At 65.4% G+C, this 18,847-nt stretch carries 14 protein-coding genes and 1 pseudogene; all 15 read left to right on the plus strand.

The window, feature by feature from the left end; genetic code table 11:
* Nucleotides 1-49 precede the first annotated feature (49 nt).
* Nucleotides 50-484, plus strand: coding sequence for an NADH-quinone oxidoreductase subunit A (locus Q8T13_22050; protein ID MDP3720455.1), 435 nt, complete (start codon nt 50-52; stop codon nt 482-484).
* Nucleotides 468-923: pseudogene (gene nuoB / locus Q8T13_22055) on the plus strand (NADH-quinone oxidoreductase subunit NuoB). Before Q8T13_22050 ends, nuoB begins: the two are co-directional and overlap by 17 nt.
* A gap of 35 nt (nt 924-958) precedes the next feature.
* On the plus strand, nt 959-1,522 hold the full coding sequence (locus Q8T13_22060) for an NADH-quinone oxidoreductase subunit C (protein MDP3720456.1): 564 nt from the start codon (nt 959-961) through the stop codon (nt 1,520-1,522).
* Nucleotides 1,519-2,097 (plus strand): D-sedoheptulose 7-phosphate isomerase, encoded by a 579-nt coding sequence (locus tag Q8T13_22065; protein ID MDP3720457.1) that lies wholly within the window; start codon nt 1,519-1,521, stop codon nt 2,095-2,097. Before Q8T13_22060 ends, Q8T13_22065 begins: the two co-directional genes overlap by 4 nt.
* Nucleotides 2,090-3,277, plus strand: a complete 1,188-nt coding sequence (gene nuoD, locus Q8T13_22070; protein MDP3720458.1) for an NADH dehydrogenase (quinone) subunit D — start codon at nt 2,090-2,092, stop codon at nt 3,275-3,277. The genes Q8T13_22065 and nuoD overlap by 8 nt, the downstream gene beginning before the upstream one ends.
* Nucleotides 3,274-5,241, plus strand: a complete 1,968-nt coding sequence (gene nuoF / locus Q8T13_22075; GenBank protein MDP3720459.1) for an NADH-quinone oxidoreductase subunit NuoF — start codon at nt 3,274-3,276, stop codon at nt 5,239-5,241. Before nuoD ends, nuoF begins: the two co-directional genes overlap by 4 nt.
* Nucleotide 5,242: 1 nt before the next feature.
* Nucleotides 5,243-6,292, plus strand: a complete 1,050-nt coding sequence (nuoH, locus tag Q8T13_22080; GenBank protein MDP3720460.1) for an NADH-quinone oxidoreductase subunit NuoH — start codon at nt 5,243-5,245, stop codon at nt 6,290-6,292.
* Nucleotides 6,282-6,806 carry an NADH-quinone oxidoreductase subunit J gene (locus Q8T13_22085; GenBank protein MDP3720461.1) on the plus strand — a complete coding sequence of 175 codons (525 nt, stop codon included), beginning with the start codon at nt 6,282-6,284 and terminating at the stop codon, nt 6,804-6,806. The genes nuoH and Q8T13_22085 overlap by 11 nt, the downstream gene beginning before the upstream one ends.
* 2 nt (nt 6,807-6,808) lie before the next feature.
* Nucleotides 6,809-7,108 carry an NADH-quinone oxidoreductase subunit NuoK gene (nuoK, locus tag Q8T13_22090; protein ID MDP3720462.1) on the plus strand — a complete coding sequence of 100 codons (300 nt, stop codon included), beginning with the start codon at nt 6,809-6,811 and terminating at the stop codon, nt 7,106-7,108.
* Between the two features lie 4 nt (nt 7,109-7,112).
* Nucleotides 7,113-9,149 (plus strand): NADH-quinone oxidoreductase subunit L, encoded by a 2,037-nt coding sequence (nuoL, locus tag Q8T13_22095; GenBank protein ID MDP3720463.1) that lies wholly within the window; start codon nt 7,113-7,115, stop codon nt 9,147-9,149.
* Nucleotides 9,150-9,155: 6 nt separating this feature from the next.
* Nucleotides 9,156-10,748, plus strand: coding sequence for an NADH-quinone oxidoreductase subunit M (locus Q8T13_22100; GenBank protein MDP3720464.1), 1,593 nt, complete (start codon nt 9,156-9,158; stop codon nt 10,746-10,748).
* Nucleotides 10,745-12,184, plus strand: a complete 1,440-nt coding sequence (locus Q8T13_22105; GenBank protein ID MDP3720465.1) for an NADH-quinone oxidoreductase subunit N — start codon at nt 10,745-10,747, stop codon at nt 12,182-12,184. The genes Q8T13_22100 and Q8T13_22105 overlap by 4 nt, the downstream gene beginning before the upstream one ends.
* A gap of 189 nt (nt 12,185-12,373) precedes the next feature.
* Nucleotides 12,374-16,861, plus strand: a complete 4,488-nt coding sequence (locus Q8T13_22110) for an ATP-binding protein (GenBank protein ID MDP3720466.1) — start codon at nt 12,374-12,376, stop codon at nt 16,859-16,861.
* Between the two features lie 8 nt (nt 16,862-16,869).
* The gene (locus Q8T13_22115) at nt 16,870-17,247 is read left to right on the plus strand and encodes a response regulator (GenBank protein ID MDP3720467.1); all 378 of its coding nucleotides are present in this window, start codon (nt 16,870-16,872) and stop codon (nt 17,245-17,247) included.
* A 9-nt stretch (nt 17,248-17,256) separates the two neighbouring features.
* Complete coding sequence (locus Q8T13_22120) at nt 17,257-18,825, plus strand: SpoIIE family protein phosphatase (protein MDP3720468.1); 1,569 nt, start codon at nt 17,257-17,259, stop codon at nt 18,823-18,825.
* Nucleotides 18,826-18,847: the final 22 nt, after the last annotated feature.

The raw sequence follows: 18,847 nt of genomic DNA on the forward strand, positions 1-18,847 counted from the left end.
AAACTGGCGTGCGTGACATAATTCGCGGCGCAAACGGGTGTCTTAGAACATGGACGGCTGGGGCGGAATCCTACTACTAGCGGCGATCGGGGTCGGCTTCGGCATTGTCTCCGTGGTGCTGTCGTACTTCCTCGGCCCGCGCAATCCCACGCCCGAAAAGCTGGCAGCGTACGAGTGCGGCATGCCGCCGGTCGGCGACGCGCGCGAGCGGCAGTCGGTGAAGTTCTACCTGATTGCGATGATCTTCCTGCTGTTCGACATCGAAGTGGCCTTTCTCTATCCGTGGGCCATGGCGATGCGCGACCTGGGCTGGACGGGCCTGATCCAGATCGTCGTTTTTTTCCTGATCCTGATGGTTGGCTACATCTATATCTGGCGCAAGGGCGTGCTCGATTGGGGCCCCGAGTTTGATCCCGACTACAAGCACGCGCCCAAACCCGGCCCGGCCGTGGTGAAGAGATACCGTTATGGGACTCGAAACTGATTACGAAATCCCCGTCCTGACGACGTCTGCTGAATTCATGATTCAGTGGGCGCGCCGGTCGGCGATCTGGCCGGTGGCGTTCGGCCTGGCCTGCTGTGCGATCGAGATGATGGCGACGGGCGCCGGCCGCTACGACCTGGCGCGTTTTGGCGCGGAAGTGTTCCGCGGCTCGCCCCGGCAGGCGGACCTGATGATCATTGCCGGCCGCCTGTCGCGCAAGATGGCCCCGGCGATGCGCCGCATCTACGACCAGATGCCCGAGCCGAAGTGGGTGATCTCGATGGGCGCCTGCGCGTCGTGCGGCGGCGTGTTCGACAACTACGCCATCGTCCAGGGCTCCGACCAGGTCGTGCCGGTTGACGTGTTCATTCCCGGCTGCCCGCCGCGTCCCGAGGCGCTGATCTACGGGATCGTGCAGCTGCAGAAGAAGATTGCCGCCTCGAAGCTCGATCAGACCCCGAAGGTCCGCATCGCATGACCGCTGACGAACTGATCGCCGCGATCACGCCGGCGGTGCCCGGCGCGACGTTCCAGGCGTTGGCCTCGGCGGACGCCGCCGTGACGCCGACGATCGGCGTGCCGCGCGAGTTCATCGTCCCGACGTGCCGCGCCTTGCAGGCCCCGGGCCTCGAGTTCATCGCGTTCTCGGACGTCACCGCGGTGGACTTTCATCCCCACCGCCTGCCGCGCTTCGATCTGGTCTATCACCTGGTGTCGCCGCACCGCCGCGCGCGCGTGCGACTGAAAGTGCAAATCAACGCCCAGGAAGCGATCGAGACGCTGTCAGTGCTCTACCCGGGCGCCGGCTGGCCCGAGCGCGAGCTCTACGACCTGTTTGGCCTCGTGTTCGACGGCCACGCCGATCTGCGCCGGTTGATGATGCCCGACGAGTGGGAAGGCCATCCGCTGCGCAAGGACTACCCGGTGCAGTTGCGGAAGGACGCGCAGACCTACATGCCGTTGCAGATCACCGAAGAAGAGTTCAAGGCGAACATGGAGCGCGATCGCTACCAGCGGACGGCTGCCAAACCGAAATGACGGACGAGGCGCGCAGTGGCCGGGCGGCGGCAACGCTGCGCGAGGCGGCGCGGGCTCATGAACGGGCGGCGCAAGACGTTCGCGGATTGACGCAGGCCGCCGAGGCGATGGTGGCGGCGCTGCGGCAGGGACGGAAGATTCTGGTGTTCGGCAACGGCGGCAGTGCCGCCGACGCCCAGCACTTCGTGGCGGAACTGGTCGGGCGGTATTTGGTCGAGCGTCGAGCGTGGCCGGCACTTGCGCTCTCGACCGACACCAGTATCCTGACCGCGCTCGGCAACGACTACGGGTTTGATCGCGTATTCGCGCGGCAGATCGAGGCGCACGGCCAGGCCGGCGACATCGCGCTGGGCATTACCACCAGCGGGAACTCGCCGAACGTGGTGCGGGCGCTCGAGGAAGCGAATCGGCGGGGGCTCGTGACCATTGCCCTGACCGGGCGAGGCGGCGAGGCCGGACCGATGGCGGCGATTCATCTCGCGGTCGACGACGATCGGACGCCGAGAATTCAGGAAGTGCACATCACCATGTTGCACATCCTTTGCGAGTGGGTTGAGGAAGAGCTGAATGGCTGACGTACGCACCGAGACGATGACGGTCAACATGGGGCCACAGCACCCCAGCACGCACGGCGTGCTGCGGCTGGTGCTGGAGCTCGATGGCGAGACCGTGGTGTCGGTGTCGCCGACCGTCGGCTACCTGCACACCGGCATCGAGAAGACCTGCGAGCAGAAGAAGTGGCAGCAGGTGATCCCGCTGGTCGAGCGCATGGATTACCTCGGCGCCCAGTCCAACAGCCTGGCGTTCTGCCTGACGGTTGAGAAGATGCTCGGCCTCGACGAGCAGATGCCGGCGCGGGTCAGCGCGATCCGCGTGCTGATCGCGGAGTTGCAGCGCCTCAGCAGCCACCTGGTGTGGTTCGGCACGCACGCCATGGAGATTGGCGCGATCACCGGCCTGCTCCACGCGCTACGCGAGCGCGAAATCATCATGAACCTGAACGAGATGCTCGGCGGCTTCAGGTTCTTCCCGAGCTATATCCGGGTCGGCGGCCTGAAAGAAGACATCCCGCGCGGGTACAAGGAAGCGGTCAGGGCGTTCCTCGACCGAATGCCGGGCAAGATCGATGAATACGAAACGCTGATTACCAAGAACCCGATCTGGATGGACCGCACCCGCGGCGTCGGCGTGATCAGCTACGACGACTGCTGCAAGTGGGGGCTGTTCGGCCCGATCGCCCGCGCCGCCGGCGGCGACTACGACGTCCGCCGCGCCTTCCCGTACTGCGATTACGACACCTACGAGTTCGACGTGATCGGCGCCTCGAACGGCGACGTCTACGATCGCTACCTCACGCGCATGGCCGAGATGCGCGAAAGCGTCAAGATCTGCAACCAGGCGCTCGAGCGCATTGACCCGGTCGGGGCGTGGGCGTGCGATGACCGGCGGGTCGTGCCGCCGCCCAAGGACCAGGTCTACACGGAAATGGAAGCGCTGATTCAGCACTTCCTGATTTACTCGCAGGGCTTCAAGGTGCCGGCCGGCGACGCCTACGTCCCGGTCGAAGGGCCGCGCGGCGAGCATGGCTGTTACGTGGTCTCGGACGGCACCAATCGTCCGTGGCGCGTGCACATGCGCGCGCCCGCACTGTTTGCCTGCCAGGCCCTGCACAAGTTCGTCGTCGGAGGCATGATCGCGGACGTGATCGCCGTGATTGGATCGCTCGACGTCGTGATGGGAGACGTGGACCGATGAGCTTTCATCCCACGATGCCGTACGGCACGGAGGGTTGGCATCGCTCGATGCGGGCCACGCTGCCGGAGGGCCCGGAGTTCGCGTTCAGCGCCGAGGCGCGCGCGCAGTTCGAGGAGTTTGCCGCGCACTACGCGCCCGAGCACCGCAAGTCGGCGGTGCTGCATGCGCTCTATCTCGCGCAGGCGCAGCAGGGCTACATCAGCAACAACGTGGCGCGCCACGTGGCCGAGGTGATTGGCTGCACGACCGCCGAGGTCGAGGACGTCGTCTCGTACTACGTGATGTTCCACCGCAACCCGGTGGGCAAGTACGTGCTGCAGGTCTGCACGACCCTGTCGTGCGCGCTGGCCGGCGCCGAACGGGTCGTCGAAGAACTCGAGCGCAAGCTGGGCATCACGGCCGGCCAGACCGACCCGACCGGCATGTTCACCATCCAGCCGATGGAATGCCTCGGCGCGTGCGACCGCGCGCCGGTGGTGATGGTGAACAACGATCACTGGCACGAGCACCTGGCGCCCGAGGCGGCCGGCGCGTTCGTTGACCGGATCAAGGCCGATGGCCTCAAGGCGCTTGGCGGTTGCCACCTCGCCATCGAGGGCCGTCCCGAAAGCGAGTGGCAGGGCAAGACCACCACGCCGGTGAAGCCCAAGTCGGTGCCCGACTACGAACCCGTACTCACGAAGTACGCGTACACGCCGGGCGGCGCGGAACTGGATCACTACGTCCAGAACCAGGCCGGCTACGAAGGGCTGAAGAAGGCCCTGACGATGACCCCCGACGCGGTGATCGAAGACGTCAAGAAGTCGGGCTTGCGCGGCCGCGGCGGCGCCGGTTTCCCGACCGGGCTCAAGTGGCAGTTCGTCGACAAGAAGTCGCCCAAGCCCAAGTTCATTGTCTGCAACGCCGACGAGAGCGAGCCGGGCACCTTCAAGGATCACCTGTTGATGGAGCGCAATCCCCACCTCCTGGTGGAGGGCTGCCTGATTGGCTGCTTCGCAATCGGCTCGAAAGCCGCCTACATCTACATTCGCGGCGAGTTCCAGCACCTCTTCCCGACCATGCAGAAGGCCATCGACGATGCCCGCAAGGCCGGGTTCGTCGGCAAGAACATTCTCGGTTCGGGTTTCGACTGCGAGGTCTACCTGCACCGCGGCGCCGGCGCCTACGAAGCCGGCGAAGAAACCGCGCTGCTCGAGTCGCTCGAAGGCAAGCGCGCCCAGCCGCGCTTCAAGCCGCCCTTTCCCGCGGTCGAAGGCGCCTGGGGCTGCCCGACGGCGGTCAACAACGTCGAGACCCTCTGCAATGTCCCGCTCGTGATGACGCGCGGCGCCGACTGGTTCGTGGCGCTCGGGCCCGAGAAGAACGGCGGCCCGAAGCTGTTCTGCGTGAGCGGCGCGGTGAAGCGTCCTGGCGTATTCGAGGCGCCGATGAAGGTCACCCTCAAGGAACTGATTTACGACTACGCCGGCGGCCCGCTCGACGGCCGCACGCTGAAGGCCGTCATTCCCGGCGGCTCCTCGGTGCCGATCCTGTTGCCGGAGCAACTCGACATCCCGGCCAGCTTCGACGCCGTCCAGCAGGCCGGCTCGTTGCTGGGTTCGGCGGCGATCATGGCGCTCGACGACACCACCGACATGGTCTGGCTCGCCGACAACCTGCTGCACTTCTACCGTCACGAATCGTGCGGCAAGTGCACGCCCTGCCGCGAAGGCACCGACTGGCTGTATCGCATCCTGCATCGCATGATCAACGGCCAGGCCACCGAGAAGGACATCGCCCTGCTCGGCAGTGTCGCCAACCAGATCAACGGCAAGACGCTGTGCGCCTTCGGCGACGCGGCGGCGACGCCGGTGCTGACCACCCTCAAGCTGTTCAAGCCGGAGTTCGAAGCCTACGTGACCGGCACCCAACCCAAGCCCGCAGCGTATCGTTCACAGACGGCCAAGCTGGCAGGGACCCACTAACGTGGCCGACATCATCACCTGGGTCACGTCGCCGATGTTTATTGCCTACGCCACGCTGGTCGGCGTGGTGTTCATGGCGCTGCAGATTTCGGCGGCCGTGATGGTCTACGCCGAGCGCAAGGTCGCGGCGTTCATGCAGCAGCGTCTCGGTCCGACGCGGGTCGGTCCCCACGGCCTGCTCCAGCCGATTGCCGACATCGTCAAGTTGTTCTTCAAGGAAGAACTGCGGCCCAAGGCGGCGGATGCGCTGCTGTTCACCATGGCGCCGATTATCTCGGTGACCACCGCGTTCCTGGCGTTCGGCCCGGTGCCCTTTGGCGCAGCGACCACGTTCTACGGCCTGCTGCCCGAGCCGATGGCGCTGGTGATCGCCGACCTCGACGTCGCGGTGCTGGTCATTTTCGCGGTCGCCTCGATGGGCGTTTACGGCATCGTGCTGGCCGGCTGGGCCAGCAACTCGAAGTACTCGCTGCTCGGCGGCCTGCGCAGCTCGGCGCAGATGATCAGCTACGAGCTGGCTTACGGCATTTCGCTGGCCACGGTGGTCATGTTCGCCGGGTCGCTGTCGCTGACCGAGATCGTCGACCTGCAGCAGGGCTACTGGTTCGGCTTCATCCCGAAGTGGTACATCTTCATCCAGCCGGTCGCGTTCTTCGTGTTCGCCTGCGCCGGCATCGCCGAAACCAACCGCGCGCCGTTCGACTTTCCGGAAGCCGAACAGGAGCTGGTGGCCGGCTACCACACCGAATACAGCTCGATGCGCTTCGCCATGTTCTTCATGGCCGAGTACATCAACATGGTCACCGTCTCGGCGGTCGCGGTGAACCTGTTCATGGGCGGCTGGCACGGTCCGTTCATCCCGCCCGAGTACGGCTGGATCTGGTTCCTGATCAAGCTGGCGTTCCTCTTGTTCTGCTACCTGTGGCTGCGGTGGACGCTCCCGCGCTTCCGGTACGACCAACTGATGGCGTTTGGATGGAAGGTGCTGCTGCCGTTGGCGACGGTCAACATGCTTCTCACAGCCGCGGGGGTGCTCTACTTTGAGCTCTGACGCGTTGCTCTTCTACGCCTTCGCCGGCGCCGCGGTGCTCGGGTCGTTGCTGGTCGTCACCCAGCGAAACCCGGTCTACAGCGTGCTGGCCCTGATTGCCTCGTTCTTCGGGCTGTCGGGCCTCTACGTGCTGCTCGAGGCGCCGTTCGTGGCGGTGGTGCAGATCATCATCTACGCCGGCGCCATCATGGTGCTGTTCCTGTTCGTGGTGATGCTGCTGAACGTGCCGCGCGAGGACGCGGCGGAATGGGATCGCGCGCACCCGCTGTACCGCCCGATGGCGGTCCGCATCGGCGGCGTGCTCGCGGTGCTGCTGGCGCTCGAACTGGCCTGGGCGCTGTCGCGCACCGCCGGCCTCGGCGCCGGCGTGGCCGACAGCAACCCGGCGGTGTCGTCGGTCGCCGAGCTCGGCCGCGTGTTGTTCACCGACTATATGTTCGCGTTTGAAGTGACCTCGATCCTGATCATCGTGGCGATGGTCGGCGCGGTCATCCTCGCGAAGAAGGAGAAGTGACCATGTCGATTGGCCACTATCTCGTGCTCTCGGGCCTGTTGTTCTCGATCGGTGCGGCCGGCGTGTTCCTGCGCCGCAACCTGATCACGCTGCTGCTGTCGGTGGAAATCATGCTGAACGCGGTCAACCTGGCGTTTGTCGCGTTCGGCCGCCAGCTCGGCACCGTCGACGGCCAGATCATCACGTTCTTCGTGATGACCGTCGCCGCCGCCGAAGCCGCCGTCGGCCTCGCGCTGGTGATTGGCCTGTTCCGCCACCGCGAGTCGCTCAACCCCGAAGCCTTCACGTCCTTGAAGTGGTGACCCGGTGCTAGCCCTTATTCCACTCCTTCCGTTCGCCGGCTTCCTCGTCAATGCGACGATGGGGCGGCGGCTGCCCAAGGCGGTGACCGGCGGACTGGCGTCGGCCGTGATGGTGGTCTCGTTCCTGCTCGCCGTGATGCAGGTGTGGTCGCTCTCGGCCATGCCGCCCGAGTCGCGGCAGATCAACCAGACGCTGTTCACTTGGATCACCGCGGGCGATTTCTCGCTCGACCTCGCCCTGCGCCTCGACGCGCTGTCGGCGGTGATGATCCTGGTGATCACCGGGATCGGCTCGCTGATTCACATCTACTCGACCTCGTACATGCACGAGGAAACCGACGAGGCGTTCGCCCGGTACTTCTCGTACCTGAACCTGTTCTGCTTCTTCATGCTGATGCTGGTGCTCGGCTCGAACGTCCTGGTGATGTTCGTGGGCTGGGAAGGCGTCGGCTTGTGCTCGTACCTGCTGATCGGCTTCTACTACGAGAAGCAGGCGGCCCAGGATGCCGCCAAGAAGGCGTTCGTCGTCAACCGGATTGGTGACTTCGCGTTCCTGCTCGGCGCCTTGCTGCTGGTGGTGACGTTCAACTCGCTCGACTTCACCACCATCGCGCTGGCCGCGAAAGAAATGCCGGTGGAGGTGACCTTCGGCACCTTGTCGCTGATCACGCTGCTGCTGTTCATTGGCGCGACCGGCAAGTCGGCGCAAATTCCGCTCTATACCTGGCTGCCCGACGCCATGGAAGGCCCGACCCCGGTGTCGGCCCTGATCCACGCCGCGACCATGGTCACCGCGGGCGTCTACATGATCGGCCGCAACGCCGTGCTGTTCGAGCATGCGCCGATCACGATGACCATCGTCGCGGTCGTCGGCGCCGCCACGGCGCTCTTGGCCGGCACCATCGGCCTGGTGCAGAACGACATCAAGCGGGTGCTGGCGTACTCGACCGTGTCGCAGCTGGGCTATATGTTCCTGGCCATGGGCATGGGCGCCTTCGGCGCCGGTATCTTCCACCTGATGACCCACGCCTTCTTCAAGGCCTGCCTGTTCCTCGGTTCGGGCGCGGTCATCCACGCACTGCACGGCGAGCAGGACATCCGCAAGATGGGTGGCCTCAAGAAGCACATCCCGATCACCTACTGGACGTTCGTGATTGCCGCGATCGCCATTTCCGGCGTGCCGTTCCTGTCGGGGTTCTTCTCGAAGGACGAGATCCTGTTCGAGACCTTCCTGCACGGCAGCCAGATCTTGTGGGCGGTCGGCGTGTTGACATCACTGCTGACGGCGACCTACATGTTCCGCCTCGTGCACCTGACCTTCCACGGCGAGGAACGGTTCGGCGCAGCGGCGGCGCACGCTCACGGTCACGACGACCACGGCCATCCGCACCAGCCCAACCCGTCCCACCAGCCCCACTTGCATGACGCGCCGGCGCCGATGGCGTTCGCGCTGATTGTGCTGGCGATCGGCTCGATCCTGGCCGGCTACACCAACATTCCGCATGCGCTCGGCGGCCACCTGGCGCTTGGCACGTGGCTCGAGCCGGCCTTCCAGGCGACCAACTGCGGCCAGCCGGTCGCGGTCGGCGAACTGGCCGGTATCGCCCTGGCCGACTGCCTGCCGGGCGAGGGCGCGGCCGTCGCGGACCACGCGGCGCTCGAGCTGACGCTGATGGCCGTCTCGTCGCTGGTCGCCTTTGCGGGCATCGGGCTGGCGACGTTCCTGTGGCTGAAGCGCAAGGACATCCCGGCGCAGATGGCGACCCAGTTTTCCGGGGTGCACAAGTTGCTGTTGAACAAGTACTACGTGGACGAGGTCTACGACGCGACCATCGTGCAACCGATCAAGGTGGTGTCCCAGGAAGGCCTGTGGCGCGGCTTTGACGTGAAGGTCGTCGACGGCGCGGTCAACGGCGCAGGCTACTTCGTGAGCGGCGTCAGCATTGTTCTTCGGCTGCTGCAGAACGGGTCGGTCAAGACCTATGCGGCAGCCATTTTCGCGGGCGCGGTGTCAATCCTTGCCTATTACTTCTGGAGATAGCGCGACGTGAACGGGTTGCCCCTACTCTCCATCGCCATCCTCCTGCCCATCATCGGGTCGGTGCTGCTGCTGTTCGTGTCGAACCGCGATGGTGCGAAGAACGCGCTGGTCCGGAACCTGACGCTGGCCATTTCGCTCGTGACCTTCGCGGTCACGCTGGCGCTGTGGGCCGGCTTCGACCCGTCGGCCGGCGCGCCGGCGTTCCAGTTCGTCGAGCGGCGCGCCTGGATCCCGGCGTTCGGCATCGAGTACTACGTCGGCATCGACGGCCTGAGCCTGATGCTGCTGGTGCTGACCGGCTTCCTCACGCCGCTGGCGCTGCTGTCGGGGTGGGACAGCATCGAGAAGAACGTCAAGGAATTCTCGATCTTCATGCTGCTGCTCGAGGCGTCGATGATTGGCGTGTTCAGCGCCCTCGATATTTTCCTCTTCTATATCTTCTGGGACTTCGTCCTGATCCCGATGTACTTCCTGATCGGGATCTGGGGCTACGACCAGCGTATCTACGCCGCCGTCAAGTTCATCCTCTACACCATGGCCGGCAGCGTGTTGATGCTGGTGGCGATTATTGGCCTGTCGTGGCTGCACCAGTCGGCGACCGGCGAGTACAGCTTCGATCTGCTCAAGCTCTACGAGTTGTCGATTCCGGCCAGCACGCAGTACTGGTTCTTCCTGGCGTTTGCGCTGGCGTTCATCATCAAGGTGCCGCTGTTCCCGTTCCACACCTGGCTGCCTGATGCGCACGTGCAGGCGCCGACGCCCGGTTCGGTGATCCTGGCCGGCGTGATGCTGAAGATGGGCGGCTACGGCTTGATTCGCCTGGCCTTCCCGCTGTTCCCGGAGGCGGGGCTCTACTTCGCACCGCTGCTCGCCACGCTGGCGGTGATCGCCATCGTTTACGGCGCGCTCGTCGCGATGGTGCAGCCCGACATGAAGAAGCTGGTGGCCTACTCGTCGGTCAGCCACATGGGCTTCGTGGTACTCGGCATTGCCGCGTTCAACATGCAGGGGCTGCAGGGCGCGTCGTACCAGATGCTGGCCCACGGCGTCAGCACCGGCGGCCTGTTCTGCATCGTCGGCATGCTCTCGGACCGGCGGCATACGCGCCAGATCAGCGAGTTCGGCGGCCTCAAGACGGTGATGCCGCGGCTGACGGCGGTGATGCTGATCCTGACGCTGTCGTCGATCGGCCTGCCCGGCATGAACGGGTTCATCGGCGAGTTCCTGATCATGCTCGGCGCCTTCAAGTGGGATCCGCGCTTCGTCGTGGTCGCCGCCCTCGGCGTGATTCTTTCGGCCGTCTACATGTTGTGGATGTTCCAGCGGGTCTTCTACGGGAAGATCACCAACAGCCATAACGCCGGCCTCAAGGACCTGTCGTTCCGCGAGTGGGCGATTGTGGGTCCGCTGGCGGCCGCCGCCATCGGCATGGGCGTGTTCCCGAACGTGTTCCTGAAACCGATGGAGCCGGCAATTCAGCGCCTGGTCGATCGCGTGCAGGCACGCCAGCCGCTGGTCGTGTTGAAGACGCCGGGTGTCTTTTCAGACCCCAAACTTGCTGAAAAGACACCCGGCGTCTTGGCGGAGGCGGGTCGATGATCAGCAGCCAGTTCGACGCCGTCATCCCGATTCTCTGCGTGACCCTGGCTGGTCTGGTCGTCCTGCTCGCGGAAGCGTTCCGCGGCCGCGACGAGAAGATGCCCATTGGCGGGCTGGCCATCATCGGCCTGATTGGCGCCGGCGCGGCGTCGATCCTGCTGTGGAACCGCAACGCCACCAGCTTCGGCGTGGTGACGGCCGACAACTTCTCGCTGTTCGTCAACCTGGTCCTGGTGGGCGTCGGCATCCTGACGGTGATCTTCTCGTCGCAAACCGTCGAGCGCGACGGCATCCCGGCGGGCGAGTACTACGCCATCATGCTGTTCGCCATCGTCGGCATGATGCTGATGGGGCAGGCCACCGACCTGCTGGTGATTTTCCTGGCGCTCGAGACCATGTCGATTGCGGTCTACGTGCTCACCGGCATCCGGCGCGAGCAGCAGCAGAGCACCGAGGCGGCGTTCAAGTACTTCCTGCTCGGCGCCTTCGCCAGTTCGTTCTTTCTCTACGGCGTGGCGTTCCTCTACGGCGTGACCGGCAGCACCAACCTCGACCGCATCGGCTCGGTGATTGCCGCCCAGTCGATGAGCGGCAACCCGATGATCCTGCTGGGCGTCGGCCTGCTGATTGTCGGCTTTGCCTTCAAGGTGGCGGCGGTGCCGTTCCACATGTGGTCGCCCGACGTTTACGAGGGTGCGCCGGCGGTCGTGACCGGTTTCATGTCGACCGGCGTGAAGGCCGCGGCCGTGGCCGCCTTCGTGCGCGTGTTCCTGTCGGCGCTCGAGCCGATGATTACCGACTGGGCGCCGGTGCTGTGGGCCATTGCCGCGGCGACCATGATTCTCGGCACGGTCGTCGGTGTCGCGCAGACCAGCCTCAAACGCATGCTGGCGTATTCGAGCATTGCGCACGGCGGCTACATCCTGGCCGGCCTGGTCGCCGGTAACGACGTCGGCAAGGCCGCCATCCTGTTCTACCTGGCCGCCTATGCGCTGACCAACCTTGGCGCCTTCGGAGTGATTGCCCTGCTCGGCACGCGCGAGCGCGCCAACGACGACCTGCGCGACTACGCCGGCTTGTTCAAGAGCCACCCGGCGCTGGCCGTGTTGATGACCTTCTTCCTGCTGTCGCTCGGCGGCTTCCCGCCGACCGCAGGCTTCATTGCCAAGTGGTATGTCTTCAGCGCCGCGATCGGCTCGGGCTATTACGGCCTGGCCATCATCGGCGTGCTGTCGAGCGTGGTCTCGGTGTTCTTCTACCTGCGGATTGTCGTGATGATGTTCATGACCGACCGCGATGCCCGGCCCGTGCCGGCCCCGATCACCGGCCTGGCCATGTCAGGGCTGGTGCTGGCGCTCGTCGGCGTGCTCTACCTCGGCGTGCTGCCGACGGCGGTGATCGACTTCGCGCAGGCATCCATCAGCACGATCTTCTAGCCGGGGACTGACCCCGAGCAGGAGTTGCCGAGGGGTCTGTCCCCCTGGCACAGGATCGGGTCGCAGCCTCCGCGATGGGGTCAGACCCCTCGACAGATATCCCTCGGGGGCAGACCCCACGCCGAATCTCCCTCGGGGTCAGACCCCGCCGCAGTAGAATCGGGCCTGCCCACGAGGGGGCCCATTCGAATGCGACTTCCAGCCGCTCTTGCCGCCGTCTGCTTGCTGACGGCTTCCGCACTCGCGCAGACGTCTTCTGCCCCCCAGCCAATTCCTGCCGGGCGCCACCCCGAGGCTGGTGGTCTGCTCATCCGGCACTACTCGCCAGAGGTCTACGACGGCGGTGGGCAGAACTGGTCGATGGTGCAAGACGCCCGCGGCGTGATTTACGTGGGGTCCACCAACGCCCTCCTGGAGTACGACGGCGTCACCTGGCGGCAGATCCTCACGCCGGCCCGCGCGACCATCCGGTCCCTGGCGATCGACGCCTCCGGCCGCATCTATGCTGGTGGCAACGGCGACCTCGGCTACCTCGCGCCAGATGCCAAGGGCGAGACGCAGTTTGTGTCGATGCTCGACAAGATCCCGTCAGACGCCCCGCGATTCGAGGATGTCTGGCGCATCTTCACGGCCCCCGAAGGCGTGTACTTCCAGACCTCAGTCGCGCTCTTCCGGTGGGCCAACGGGCAGATGCGGATGTGGAAGCCCACGGGGCGCATTTTCAACCGCGCGCAGTTTGCGAACAACACGCTCTACATCGGCCAGACCGATGGCGCGCTAATGCGCCTGGTCGGCGACACGTTCGAGCCGGTGCCCGGCGCCGAACGGATGGGTGCGGAGCCCTATCCCATCATCATCCCCTTCGACGAGAAGCGCCTGCTGATGGGCACGCGTGAGGCTGGTGTCTTCCTCTACGACGGCACGACGATGGTGCCGTTCGTGACGGAAGCTGACGAGCTGCTCAAGAAATCCAACCTTTATCGTGGGTTCGTGCTGCCAACAGGCGGCATCGCGCTCTCGACCACGGCTGCCGGTGTAGTGATCATCGATCGCCAGGGCCGGGTACTCGAGCAGGTCGATGAGAGCGACGGCCTCGCGAGCCCGTCGGTGTACTACGTGATGGCCGATCGCGAGGGAGGGCTGTGGTTGGGGTTGGCGGTTGGCCTCGCACGGGTCGAGGCGCAGTCGCCGTTTTCGCTGTACAGCACGGCCGAGGGCCTGCGGGCTGCCGTGGTGGGGGTGATACGGCATGAAGGCCGGATCTACATGGCACACGGGCAGGGGGTTCAGTATCTGGTCCCGAACGCCACCGGATCACCCGACTTGCGGGCGGTGACTGGTGTCGCCAACCAGTGCTGGGCCTTGACCGAGTTCGTGGATCCTGGCGGCAAGGCAAAGTCGCAACTGCTGCTGAACGCTTCCGATGGTCTCTACGTCATCACCGGAACAACCGCCAGGCCGATCGTCGCATCGCGAGCCGGTTCGTACAACACGTTCGTCAGCCACGTCTCGCGCCTCAACCCACACCGGGTCTTCACCGGCCTCGGCGACGGTCTCGCCTCAGTGCGCTGGGAGAATGGGCAGTGGGTCGACGAAGGACGCGTCCCCGGCCTAACCGAGCAGGTGCGCAGTCTCTACCAGGCGGCCGACGGCACGATTTGGGCTGGCACCCAGTCGTCGGGCCTTTTGATTGTCAAGGGAGCGGACTCGAAGGCCGGCGAGCCGCGGCCGCTGAGACCGGAGGTGATGCGTTACGGCGCCGCCGAGGGACTGGTCGCAGGTTTCGCCTCGGTCGTGAGTGTCGCCGATCGACCGTACGTCTCGCAGCAGGGGCAGGTGGCCGTGCTCGACCCCGCGAGCGGAAAGTTCGTCGTAGACAGGACGTTCGAAGTGGTGGCGCGCGACGCCGACGGTGGGTTCCTTCGGATCGTCGAGGGACCCGATGGACGCGTCTATGTTGGGACGGCGCGGGAAGCCGCCGTGTTGACGCGCCAGTCCGATGGGAGCTACGCCGCCGACCGGCAGTTGTTCAGCCGATTCGCCGCCCAACGCGGCGGTGCGTTTTTCGCGGAACGGGACGGCGTGTTGTGGTTTGGCACGGCAGGTCGTCTGGCCCGCTTCGACACCACCAAGTTCGATCGGACCGTGCCGCCGTTCGCCGCGCTCATTCGGCGAATCACCCTGAACCAGTCCCAAACCATGGCGCCCACTTACGCCGAGGATGCGCCTCCCCAGCTCGCGGCCGTCAGCCGCGCACTTCGTTTCGAGTTTGCCGCACCGTCGTTCCTGAACGAGGGCGCGACGGAGTACCAGTCCCGCCTCGATGGTACCGACTCCGATTGGTCGCCATGGTCCAGAGAGACGCGCCGTGACTACACCAACCTGTCGTTTGGCGACTATCGGTTTCATGTCCGCGCCCGCAATGAGCTGGGCCAGATCAGCGAGGAGGGTCTCTATGCCTTCACCATCCTGCCGCCGTGGTACCGCACGTGGTGGGCGTACGGGGGCTACCTCGTTCTTCTCGGCTTTGTCGGCTTTGGCATCGATCGCATCCAGCGGCGTCGGCTGATCGGCAAGGAGCGTGAGCGTTCTGAGTTTGCCGAAGCCCGCCTGCGGGCTGACGCCGCTGAGGCCCTGGCCGGAGCGGAGCGCGAGCGCAACCGCAGCATCGAATTGCTCAGCGATATCGGGCGCGAGATCACCGCCTCGCTCGATTTCGACACCATCTTCGACAAGCTCTACAGTCGTGTCAACGAACTGGCGGATGCCGACGTGTTCGGCGTCGGGCTCTATCACCCCGACAAGAACGAGATCGAGTACCGGCTGGCCATCGAAAAGGGCAAGCGTTACGCCCCTTACTCGCGCAGCACCACCGACCGCAGCCAGTTGCCGGTGTGGTGCATCGAGCACCGCGAGCCGGTCTTCATCAACGACGTGGCGCAGGAGTCCCCGCAGTACATTCCGCACTACGCCGAAGCCGCGCGGGTGCTGGAAGACGGCACCATGTCGCAGGCGGCGCAGTCGATCATCTACCTGCCGCTCGTCTCCAAGGACAAGGTCCTGGGTGTCGTCACCATCCAGAGCCTGGAGAAGGGGGCCTACACCGAGCATCACCTCAACATGATGCAGAACCTGGCGGCGTTTACGGCGATCGCGCTCGATAACGCCGCCGCCTACCGGCAGATCAACGAGCAGGAACACGAGAATCGCCGGCTGTTCGAGGAGGCCCAGCGGGCCCGGGCGGCCGCCGAGGATGCCGACGCCGCCAAGAGCGCGTTCCTGTCGACGGTGAGCCACGAACTGCGCACACCACTCACATCGGTGCTGGGGTTCGCCAAGATCATCAAGAAGCGTCTGGACGACCGCATCTTCCCCATCATCAAGACCGACGACAAGAAGGTGCTGCAGACGGTGCAGCAGATCCAGGAGAACCTGCAAGTCGTGGTCGGCGAGGGTGAGCGCCTCACCAAGCTGATTGACGATGTGCTGGATCTCGCCAAGATCGAGGCCGGCAAGCTCGAGTGGAACATGGGGCCGGTCACGGTCCAGGAGATCGTCGACCACGCCACCGCGGCCACCGCCTCGCTGCTCGAGCCAAAGGGTCTCAAGCTGGTGAAGGACGTGGACGCGACGCTGCCGGCGATCACCGGCGACCGCGATCGCCTGATCCAGGTGGTCATCAATCTCGTGTCGAACGCCGTCAAGTTCACCGACGCCGGCACCATCACCTGCCGCGCCGTCCGCCAGGCCGACATGCTGGTGGTGAGCGTGATCGACACCGGCCTCGGCATTGCCCCCGCCGATCAGCCCAAAGTGTTCGAACGCTTCAAGCAGGTGGGCGACACGCTGACCGACAAGCCCAAGGGCACCGGTCTCGGTCTGCCGATTTGTCGCGAGATTATCGAACACCACGGCGGCCGCGTCTGGGTCGAGAGCGAACTTGGCAAGGGCAGCACCTTCTCCTTCTCGCTGCCGCTTGCCGATGGGGCGCAGCCGTCGCTGCCCCTCGACCTGGCGACGGTCGTGCGCCAGTTGCGCGACCAGGTGGTGGTGACCACGCCGCGGACGGCGGAACGGCAGCCGCGCATCCTGGTGGTCGATGACGAAGCGAACATTCGCGAGTTGCTGACACAGGAGTTCACCGAGGCCGGCTACGCGGTGGTCACGGCTGCGAACGGCCGCGAAGCGGTCAGCGAAGTCCGCCGCCAGCGTCCTGACCTGATTGTGCTCGACGTGATGATGCCCGAGATGAATGGCTTCGACGTGGCGGCCGTGCTGCGCAACGATCCGCAGACGCTCGACATTCCGATCGTCATCCTGTCGATCGTCCAGGACCGCGAGCGCGGCTTCCGGCTGGGCGTCGATCGCTACCTGACCAAGCCGATCAACACCGATCTCCTGTTCCGCGAGGTCGGTGCGTTGCTCGACCAGCGCAAGTCGCACAAGCGTGTGCTGGTGGTGGACGATGACGCGACCGCGGTGAAGACCTTGACCGAGGTGCTGAAGGCGCGCGGTTACAGCGTGACCGAGGCGCGCGGCCACGACTTGTTCGAGAAGGCCAAGATGCTGCAGCCCGACATCATCATGCTGAGCTCGATTGATCCCAAGCCCGAGATCGTGCAGACCCTGCGGTTCGAGAAGGGTCTCGAGAATGTCCTCTTCTTTGTCTACCGGTAGGAGTGTCCGTGAGTAAGAAGATCCTGATTGTCGACGATGAAGTGCACCTGCGGACGTTGCTGCATCAGACGCTCGAGGAGCTCGAAGACGAGGGCATCGAGTTGCACGTGGCGACCAACGGCGAAGAGGCCCTGGCCGCGATCCAGTCGCTGCAGCCGGACCTGGTGTTCCTCGACGTGATGATGCCGAAACTGAGCGGCTTCGATGTCTGTGAACGCGCCAAGAAGACCCTCGGCCTGTCCAATGTTTACATCGTCCTGCTGACCGCCAAGGGGCAGGAGTTCGATCGGCAGCGGGGCATCGAGGTCGGCGCCGACCTCTACATGACCAAGCCGTTCGACCCGGACGCCTTGTTGATGAAGGCCCGCGACGTGCTCGGCATCTGACCCTGATTCATGGCCCGGATTTCCCTCAAGCAGATCGTGGGCGCCCAGAACGGGCTGCGACCGGTGATGGCCGCGCTCGAGCGCGCCCTCGGCGGCGTCGTCGCCGTTGAAGACGCGGCCGGCGGGGTCCTGCTCGGCACGGCCGGCGGTGGCGATCGGCACGCCGTAGTCCACGAGGGCAGGGACCTCGGCTGGGTGTCTGGACCGCGGGGCGCCGAGGCGGTCGCCGGGCTGTTGCAGTTCCTGGCCGCGAAAGAATCGGAGCGCAAGGCGCTCGGGTCCGAGGTGCTGCACCTCTACCGCGAGGTGAACCTGATCTACAGCTTCTCGGAGAAGCTGGCGGCCTTGCTGGACCTCGAACTGGTGGCCAGGCTCACGCTGCAGGAGGCGCGCCACCTGATTGTCGCGACCGACGGCGCCATCCTGCTGCTCGATGAGGAGACCGGCGCGTTGACCTCGGCGGCTGCCTTCGGCGATGAATTGCCAGGGCTCTCGGGCTTCAAGCGTGGCACCGGCATTGCCGGCACGGTGGCCGCGACCGGTGTCGGCGAGATCGTCAACGACGTGATGGGTGACCCGCGACGCATCAACGCGGTGATCGACGTGCGCTCGCTGGTGTGCGCACCGCTCAAGGTGGGCGAGAAGGTGATTGGCGTGATGATGCTCGCGAGCACGCTGCCCATGGCCTACGAGGCGCGCGAACTCAAGCTCCTGAACACCTTGGCGCTGCAGACCGCGACCGCCATCGAGAACGCGCGGCTGTTCGAGCGCACGGTGCAGGCCGGCCACGAGCGCGAGCGTTTGCTGGCGCTCAACAAGGCTGCTGAAGTGGCCCGTGCCGGCTACGAGCGCGAGCTCGAATTGGCGGCGACCATTCAAGCCGGCCTGTTCCCTGCCCAGCTGCCTGCCGTGGCCGGCTACGACCTCGCCGCACGGAACCGGCCGGCGCGCCGGTGTGGCGGCGACTACTACGACGCCATCCCGATCGGCTCCGGTGCCGATGCCTCGGTGCTGCTGTGCGTAGCCGACGTTTCGGGCAAGGGCCTGCCGGCGTCATTGCTGATGAGTCATATGCAGGCGACGCTGCGAGCGCTGCTCGGGCGAACCGCCTCGCTCCAGGATCTGACCAGCCACGCGCACGCATTGCTGCACGGCTCAACGGCGGACGAGAAGTACGTCACGGCGGCCCTGCTGGAGTTGGCGCCTGGCACCGGCCGGGCCAGCTACGTGAGCGCCGGCCACATCAACAGCCTGCTGGTCAGGAGGGGTGGCGACGTGATCTCGTTGGCATCGACCGGTGCCCCACTGGGCCTGTTACCTCCGGGTATGCCGTACGACACCACCGCCATCACTATTGAGCCGGGTGATTGCCTGATCCTGTGTTCAGACGGCGTCCCCGACGCGCAGAACGAAGGCGATGACGAGTTCGGCGAGAGCCGCCTGACGGCGATCGTTCAAGAGGCGCGCCATCGGCCCTCGGCCGAGATCGTGTCGCGGGTGTTCGACGCGATCGACCAGTTCGCCGGTGCGGCGCCTCAGTTCGACGACATCACGCTCATGGTGTTGCGCCGCCTCTGAGACCACGTCGGATGCAGCGTCC

Source organism: Acidobacteriota bacterium, assembly GCA_030697165.1.
In the GTDB taxonomy this organism is placed as follows: domain Bacteria; phylum Acidobacteriota; class Vicinamibacteria; order Vicinamibacterales; family UBA2999; genus 12-FULL-67-14b.